This is a genomic window from Aporhodopirellula sallentina SM41 (assembly GCF_000346505.1).
Taxonomy (GTDB): domain Bacteria; phylum Planctomycetota; class Planctomycetia; order Pirellulales; family Pirellulaceae; genus Rhodopirellula; species Rhodopirellula sallentina.
In genome coordinates this window covers 1-8,028 of sequence record NZ_ANOH01000142.1, presented here as the reverse complement: position 1 = coordinate 8,028, position 8,028 = coordinate 1, and the positions used below count along the sequence as shown (strand labels likewise).

Below are 8,028 nucleotides of genomic sequence, written 5' to 3'. Positions count from 1 at the left end.
GGAGTCCGTCACGGCGAAAAGCAACACGAAGCTCTGGCGAGTGTTAGCGAGATGCTTCGGGCAGAAGACATGGGTGATTTTCTTCGGATTCCCATGGACGAAAGAGACCTGAATTATTCCGGGTTCTTTACCGAGGGTGATGAAATTAGGCCACAGTTACATGACTACGATTCCGAAACAACGCGTCACCTAAGCCTTGGCGAAGTTAAGGAGCTTTTGTTGTCGCTGCCAGAAGTTCAAGAAGAATTGGCGCGTGACAAAATCGCTTCCGAGGTATCTAAGTAGTATTGCTACAGTTAAGATCCGCGACCCGGTCATACTTTCCATGAAGAACATCTGCATCACTGGCTCGGCCGGTTTGCTGGGCCGGCACGCTCTGGTTCACTTGAAGACGCAACCCGACGTCAAGGTTCGGCCGATTGATCACACCACCTTTGATGACACGGCGAAATTGCAAGAGGCATTGGCCGACGCTGATGTCGTCTATCACTTCGCCGGTCAAAACCGAGGTGAACCCGAGAAAGTTGCGGCGGCTAATGTTGCCATCGCTGACCGACTCGCCAGTGCTCTGTCGGCCAGTGTTTCGTCGGCTCACGTGATTTACAGCAACTCCATTCACAGCACCGGAGACACGCCGTACGGGAGGTCAAAGAAGGCGGTGGCGGATCGGCTCGCCGATTGGGCGGGCAAGTCGGACGGACAACTGACGGACGTTTTGCTGCCGCATGTTTTTGGGGAACATGGTAAACCCTTCTACAATTCGGTCGTCAGCACGTTTTGTCATCAGGTCGCCAGCGGCGAGACGCCGACGATCGCCAGCGATGGTGATTTGGAACTGCTTCACGCCGGACAGGTAGCCGAGCTGTTTTGGAATGCGATCGAAACGGGCAGCGGAACGGTTCGACCCAAAGGCGTGCCGATGAAAGTCAGCGAGCTTCTTGCTCGCTTGCAGCACCTGGCTGGACGTTATGCCGATGGTGTGGTGCCCAACGTCGAAGATCCAATGGACCTACGACTGTTCAACACGTATCGATCTTATATCCCAATGGACCAGCGACCGATCGATTTGACCGTTCACAGTGACGATCGTGGGGGATTGTTTGAATCCATCCGTTCGGATGGACCAGGCCAGGTGTTTCTATCAACCACGAAGCCGGGAATCACTCGCGGGAATCATTTTCATCTTCGCAAGGTCGAACGTTTTTTGGTGGTACAGGGGACCGCCAAAATCCGTGTTCGTCACGTCTTGTCGGGTGACACGCACGCCTTCGATGTCAGCGGCAACCGCCCGCAAGCGATCGACATCCCAACCTTGTACACGCACAACATTTCCAACGTCGGTGACGACGAATTGCTGACGCTGTTTTGGGCGCACGAGCATTTCGATCCCGAAAATTCCGACACTTTCTTTTTAGAGGTTTAACGTCATGGATCGTCAACGCCTGAAGGTCGCCACGATCCTGGGGACGCGACCGGAGATCATCCGTCTCGCCCGCGTCATGGCGGCGCTCGACCGTGCCACGGATCACGTGATCGTGCATACCGGTCAAAACTACGACTACGAACTAAATCAGATCTTCTTCGATGAATTGGAAATACGAAAACCGAATTACTTCCTTGGCGTCGACACGTCTTCGCTGGGCAACGTGCTAGGTGGGACGCTGATCGAGACGGAGAAGGTGTTGCAAAAAGAACGCCCGGATGCGGTCTTGATCTTGGGGGACACCAACAGCGCACTAGCGGGAATCATGGCCCGGCGGATGAAGATTCCCCTGTATCACATGGAAGCCGGAAACCGTTGCTTTGATTTCAACGTTCCCGAAGAAACGAATCGCCGGATCGTTGACGCGATCAGTGATTTCAATTTGGTTTATACCGAACACGCGCGGCGGCATCTGATCTCCGAAGGGTTCCCCCAACGTCGCATCTACGTGACGGGGTCGCCCATGGGAGAAGTGTTGCATCACTACGCCGATAAGATCGACGCATCGGATGCGCTATCACGATTAGGACTGACGCCGCAGGGCTACGTCTTGGTCAGTATGCACCGTGAAGAAAACGTTGACAATGCGAAGTCTCTTTCGTCTTTGTTGTTGGGGTTGCAGTCCTTGGCAAAGGATCGGAACGTCCCCGTTGTGGTGTCGACTCACCCACGAACGCTGAAACGCATCGAACAGTTCGGCACGTCCGGCATCGAGACTGCGGAAGATCCACAGCTAGGCAAGATCAGTTTGCTGAAGCCGTTCGGGTTCTGCGACTATAACCGTTTGCAGAAGGACGCGTTGTGCGTGCTGAGCGATAGTGGCACGATCAGTGAGGAGTCGTCGTTGCTGAAATTCCCGGCGGTGACGCTTCGCAATGCGATCGAACGACCGGAAGCACTCGATACCGGTAGTATCCTTCTGACGGGAACCGACCCCAATCGAATTCTGGATTGTGTTGGTCACGTGATTGATGACTTTGATGAGGGACAATTTCCACCGACGCCGGTCGATTATCAGGTCACAAATTGTTCACAACGGGTCACCCGATTGATCCTGGGCACGGCGAAGTTAGCGCACCGCTGGATGGGCATTGAATCCGCGGAGGACGCTTGACGTGAGCCCCACCGAACAAGACGCCCAAAATCAGGCGAACCCAAAGGCCGGCCAAGCTTCGTTGCGACAAACCGATGATCGCGAATCGCGACCGGATCGGATCTTTCTGTCACCGCCACACATGGGGGACCAGGAATGGCCGCTATTGAAGGATGCCTTCGAATCGAATTGGATTGCACCGATCGGGCCGCATGTCGTCGCGTTTGAAAACGAACTGGCAGAATTTACAGGTCGGGCTCACGCGGTTGCATTGTCGAGTTGCACGGCTGGATTGCATCTGTCTCTACACGTGTTGGGTGTGGGGCCAGGCGATGAAGTCCTGACATCGACGCTTACGTTTGTTGCCACGGCTAATGCGATCGCTTACACCGGAGCCAAGCCGGTTTTCATCGATAGCGACCGCAAGACTTGGAACATGAGTCCTGAGTTGTTGGCCGATGAAATGAAACGGCTTGCGAAGATCAATCGTTTGCCCAAAGTCGTCATGCCAGTGGACTTGCTGGGGCAGTGCGTCGATTACGACGCGATCCAAGAAATTTGTGATCGTTACGAAGTTCCAATCGTTTCGGATGCGGCTGAGTCGCTGGGCGCACGTTATCACGATCGGAGGGCGGGACAGTTCGGCAAGCTGGCTTGTTTTTCGTTCAACGGCAACAAAATCATCACGACCAGCGGCGGTGGCATGATGGTGACAGACGATCGTGAGCTGGCCGAGCGGATTCTGAATCTGTCGACTCAGGCCCGAGTCCCAGCACCGCACTATGAACACGAATCGATCGGCTACAACTATCGGATGAGCAACCTGTTGGCCGCGATCGGACGTGGGCAATTACGCGCTTTACCCGATCGAGTCAATCAGCGTCGCGCCGTTTACGATCGCTATCGCGAATTGTTGTGCAATGTTCCCGGTCTTAAGTACATGCCCGAACCGGACGGCTGTCGTTCAACGCGTTGGTTGACCGCGATTGTGGTCGATCCGGCGGCGTTCGGCACCGATCGCGAAGTATTGCGTCAAGCAATGGAAGCGGAAAACATCGAAGCGCGTCCAATTTGGAAGCCGATGCATTGCCAGCCTGTATTTCAGGATTGCCGGCACGTCGGCGGCGAACTGTCTGAGGATTTATTCGAACGTGGACTGTGTTTGCCTAGTGGTTCCTCGCTGACCAATGAACAGATGGATCGGGTCATCGAAGTGATCCGAAGAGTCCACGCGACCCATTCGTTAGCGAACGGAACACCGCCGGCATCTTCCAGCGACAAAACAGCCGAAAAGGATACGTGATGTCGGGCGGTCGGGAATCTCATTTGTCGGTCGATCAACCTCGGCAGCGGATCTTGCTGATCCATCGCTATTTTTGGCCTGATTCGCCGCCATATGCTTCGTTGCTGCGTAAGATCGGCGAGCACCTGGCAGGCGAAGGGCATCGCGTCACCGTGTTCAGCACTCAACCGTCGTACAAGATCGAGGTCGAAAACGCACGGCGTCCGTATCGTGAATCACTTGGCGACATTGATGTCCGTCGCTGTCGGATGATTCCCGAGAAGTCGCGTGCCGGTTGGTTGCGGGCAGCCAATAGCGTTTGGTTTGCGTGGCAGATATTATGGCATCTGATGGTCCACGGTGGGCGTTATGATATCGTGATGTGTTCGACGGTGCCGCCAGTTTTGACCGGGGCGGCGACGTCACTGGGCAGCCGGATCCGAGGTTGCCGGTTCGTCTATCACGCGATGGACATCTGGCCGGAAGTCGCGAACCTTTCTGGTCAAATGTCAAAGGGGTGGGCGTATCGCATCCTGCGTGGCATCGATACTCGGACTTGTCGCAAAGCATCCTCAATCGTGTGTTTGTCTGAAGACATGCTTCGAACCTTTTTGCGGCGTGATGAATCGCTGGACGCGAACACTCAGGTGATCGGAAATTTTGAATTGCCGTCCTACGACGAAAATTCAAAGGACGTCGTTATTTCGGGGCTTCGTAAATCGAGTGATAGGTTTCGTGTTTTGTTCGCCGGAAATCTGGGACGCTACCAAGCTCTTGACGATGTTGTTCGCGCTGCCAGCCTAGTTCAGAACCCAAACGTTGAATTTGTATTGATGGGTGCCGGGGCATCGCTCGGTTCGCTAAGAGAACTGGCAAAGGCGCTGGGCTGTTTGGATCGCAGCCTGTTCTTCATGCCGCATCAAGACGTGACCGTGGCCAAGCAACTAATGAAGGATGCGGACTTGACCTTGGTGACTCTTTCACCAGGGGTGTCTTCCGTGGCTTACCCCAGCAAGACGCTGACGTTGTTGGCGATGGGATGCCCAATCGGTGTGATGATGGAAAGCGATTGCGAACTGTCGCAAATGGTTAGGCAGCAGGGGCTCGGGTTTGCCGTTGATTGCGGTGATTCGCAGGGTATGGCGGATGCGGTCGACAGGTTAGCCGAATCGCCCCACGAATTGGCTGCGATCCGTGAGCGTGTGCTGAAAGTTGCCGCGGACCGCGCCGTGCCATCGGCGGTCATGCCGGCGTGGAGCCGTTTGATCAGCAAACTATCCGCTAGCGAGTCTTTCTCCACCGTCGAGGTGACCGCGTGACGAATCAACAACCGCCTGTGATCATTATCGGTGCCGGGCGTAGCGGCACGAATATGCTGCGCGACATCTTGGTACGGTTGCCAGGTTTGGAAACTTGGCCGTGTGACGAGATCAACTACATCTGGCGTCACGGCAATCGAGGCTATCCGACCGATCAATTTAGTCGCGATATGGCGACGCCAAGGGTGGCTGACTACATCCGTCGGCAGTTTGTAAAGCTTGCCCGAGCCACAAATGCGACAACGGTTGTCGAGAAGACGTGTGCGAATTCGCTTCGTTGCGGCTTCATCGATCAGATCTTTCCCGATGCTCGTTTCATCCACATCGTTCGCGACGGACGCGACGCGGCGTTGTCGGCGAACCTGCGTTGGAAAGCCAAGCTGGACGTGCCGTACATTCTTCGGAAAGCACGCTACGTGCCGCCGACCGACTTGCCGTTCTATGGCGGTCAGTACTTCGGCAACCGAGTGCGACGCCTATTTTCCAAAGACGGCCGGTTGGCGTTTTGGGGGCCACGCTTTGATGGCATGCAGGCGGTTTTTGAAAACCACGGTGTCGCGGTGGCGTGTGCGATTCAGTGGCAAGTCTGCGTAGAATCGGCGACGCGGCAACTGGCGAAACTGGCTTCCGACCGAGTTTGCACGACAAGATACGAAGATTTCACGGGCGACCCTGTAACCGAACTAGAACGCATCACCGAATTCTTGGGGGTCTCCGTTCCGAACGAGCAAGCTATTTCCTTGTCTGAAGGTGTGTCCAGGAAGAGCGTAGGGAACTGGCGAACCAAATTAGACCGCCAGACCACCACGGAAGTCGAACGTCAGGTCGGTGAAACGTTGCGTGCGCACGGATACGATTCGTCGATTGAACAGGTGAAGAGCTAGCGTGGCGGTAGGCTTGTCGGTTCGCGAACGCTCGATCAAACGCGTTTTTGATCTTTGCGTGTCGATTCCCGGTTTGATCGTGGTGTCGCCGTTGATCGTTGTTGCCTGGGTTGCTGCGACGATTGACACCCGGGCAAATGGTTTTTATGTCCAGCGTCGCATCGGCCGAAATGGCCGATCTTTTCCGCTGTTCAAAATCCGTTCGATGCGCATCGATTCGTCAATCAGCACGACAGTGACGACGGGCCAAGACAAACGCATCACCAAAGTCGGCACGATCCTTCGCAAAACGAAGTTAGATGAACTACCCCAGCTTGCCAACGTCGTGCTTGGACACATGAGCTTGGTTGGCCCACGCCCCGACGTTGCCGGATTTGCGGACAAGTTACAAGGTGATGACCGAGTAATTCTTACATTGCGACCTGGCATCACTGGACCAGCCTCGTTGGCGTTTCGCGACGAAGAAGAACTACTGGCCGCGCAAGACAATCCCGAACAGTACAACCGCGACGTGATCTGGCCCCGTAAGATCGAAATCAACCGTGACTATCTTGCGAGGTGGACGTTGACAAGGGATTTCCAAATCATTGTCCGCACCCTTATTGGTGAGAAAACATGAATTACAAACAATCCATCGTATGTCCTAGCTGCAATGGTTCGACATCGGTCAGCGTGATTTTTTCAAAGTTTGACCATGTGGAATATGGGCACGCGATCTGCAACTCATGTGGTATCACTTTTGACACGAACGTTGCGGATACTCTGAACGTCAAGCTTTTGGAAACGGAGATCGAGGCCATTGGGGACGAGCGGGAGTATCGAGACCTGTTCATTGAGACTTCAAGGATTGCGACGGAGTCCGGTGAGATCTATCCCAGCTTTGACTGGTAAGACAATGATGGGGTCAAAGCGGGGGTGGCGGCGCATGTGATTCGGTCGATCGAGAAGTATCATCCCAATGGGATTGATCGTTTTGTTAACGTGGGCTGTGGAGACGGTTTCACATCGGTGCGAATCTCGCAACGCTATCCGGACGCTGACGTCACTGCGATTGATCCCAGTCCGATGGTGAAACGATTAGAAGGGCTCAGCGGTATTCGCCCCTATCACGGAATACTTCAGAACGCTCCGGTGCAGCCCGATGCGACCGATGTGGTTGCGATTATCGGAAATTGGATGCTTCACACCGACCCCGAAGATACCGCTCGTTGTGCGTACGAGACACTTCGGCTGGGCGGGACGCTGATTTTGGATTTCAAGAATATCCGTTCGCTAAGTCGGGTTCTGGCCCGATGGGCATTTCGACTTGGAGTCGACAAGATCGCAATGCGTGGCTGGTTGCAACGCAATTACCTGAACATGCGATTCGGTTACACCCGCGATTTCGTCCGGCAGATGCTGACCCAACTAGGTTTTGAAGTCGTCGAGATGTACAGCAAGCCACCGCGTTTACTGGAGTTCAAGAATCGCAGTTCGTATCAAAAGGGCCTCGCTGGCACTGTGTGGCGGACATTGAATGGGGTTGATCGCTGGCGGGATGAGCAAGCTTGGGTTCACGTAGTGTGCAGAAAGAACTCCACCCCAAAGTAGGTGATTGACTTTCGCAGTCGGTATTCAATCAAGTTGCTCGACTCAGTTGGAACGCGGTTGGCCGCGCCTTTGATCCTACGTGCCGAAGAAATGGTGTCGAGCCTATAGCTCTAGGGATATTGTGTTGGAGCCGAGCGAATCGGAAAGGTGTAGCTCGATGACTAGGTTGGTGGGTGCAGTTGATTGGGGAAGTTCGATTTGGAGTTGAAGGAGCCCCTCCGGTGACAAAATTGCTGCTGGACCGGATTTCTGCGTCCAATGGGTTACAAGCGTGTCGAGATCAAACTGGGACTCGTCGATGATCGCCCTGACATGCATAGGGTGATTGTGCGGCCAAGGAGTGGTGGGGGATGGAATCAGCGAGAGCGAAACATCAC

At 54.6% G+C, this 8,028-nt stretch carries 8 protein-coding genes and 1 pseudogene; 8 read left to right on the top strand and 1 reads right to left on the bottom strand.

Translation table 11 applies throughout. The features are described 5' to 3' along the window. The 8 genes and pseudogenes from RSSM_RS09375 to RSSM_RS09335 form a co-directional block, all read left to right on the top strand. A pseudogene (locus tag RSSM_RS09375) lies at positions 1 to 285 on the top strand (hypothetical protein); the annotation flags it as partial. Between the two features lie 40 nt (positions 286 to 325). After that, on the top strand, positions 326 to 1,423 hold the full coding sequence (locus RSSM_RS09370) for a polysaccharide biosynthesis C-terminal domain-containing protein (protein ID WP_008677137.1): 1,098 nt from the start codon (positions 326 to 328) through the stop codon (positions 1,421 to 1,423). Positions 1,424 to 1,427: 4 nt separating this feature from the next. Continuing rightward, positions 1,428 to 2,597, top strand: a complete 1,170-nt coding sequence (wecB, locus tag RSSM_RS09365) for a non-hydrolyzing UDP-N-acetylglucosamine 2-epimerase (RefSeq protein WP_008677134.1) — start codon at positions 1,428 to 1,430, stop codon at positions 2,595 to 2,597. Position 2,598: 1 nt separating this feature from the next. Then, positions 2,599 to 3,879 (top strand): DegT/DnrJ/EryC1/StrS family aminotransferase, encoded by a 1,281-nt coding sequence (locus RSSM_RS09360; RefSeq protein WP_008677132.1) that lies wholly within the window; start codon positions 2,599 to 2,601, stop codon positions 3,877 to 3,879. Further along, positions 3,879 to 5,177, top strand: a complete 1,299-nt coding sequence (locus tag RSSM_RS09355; RefSeq protein ID WP_008677131.1) for a glycosyltransferase family 4 protein — start codon at positions 3,879 to 3,881, stop codon at positions 5,175 to 5,177. The genes RSSM_RS09360 and RSSM_RS09355 overlap by 1 nt, the downstream gene beginning before the upstream one ends. After that, the gene (locus tag RSSM_RS09350) at positions 5,174 to 6,061 is read left to right on the top strand and encodes a sulfotransferase family protein (protein WP_008677129.1); all 888 of its coding nucleotides are present in this window, start codon (positions 5,174 to 5,176) and stop codon (positions 6,059 to 6,061) included. The genes RSSM_RS09355 and RSSM_RS09350 overlap by 4 nt, the downstream gene beginning before the upstream one ends. 1 nt (position 6,062) lies before the next feature. Next, positions 6,063 to 6,680: a sugar transferase gene (locus RSSM_RS09345; protein WP_008677127.1), complete on the top strand. Its 618-nt coding sequence runs from the start codon at positions 6,063 to 6,065 to the stop codon at positions 6,678 to 6,680. Between the two features lie 308 nt (positions 6,681 to 6,988). Next, positions 6,989 to 7,651, top strand: coding sequence for a class I SAM-dependent methyltransferase (locus RSSM_RS09335; RefSeq protein WP_160168120.1), 663 nt, complete (start codon positions 6,989 to 6,991; stop codon positions 7,649 to 7,651). Positions 7,652 to 7,753: 102 nt separating this feature from the next. Here RSSM_RS09335 and RSSM_RS34625 read toward each other — a convergent pair. Continuing rightward, positions 7,754 to 8,028: hypothetical protein (locus tag RSSM_RS34625; protein ID WP_008677121.1), on the bottom strand; the 275-nt coding region annotated here is incomplete at its 5' end.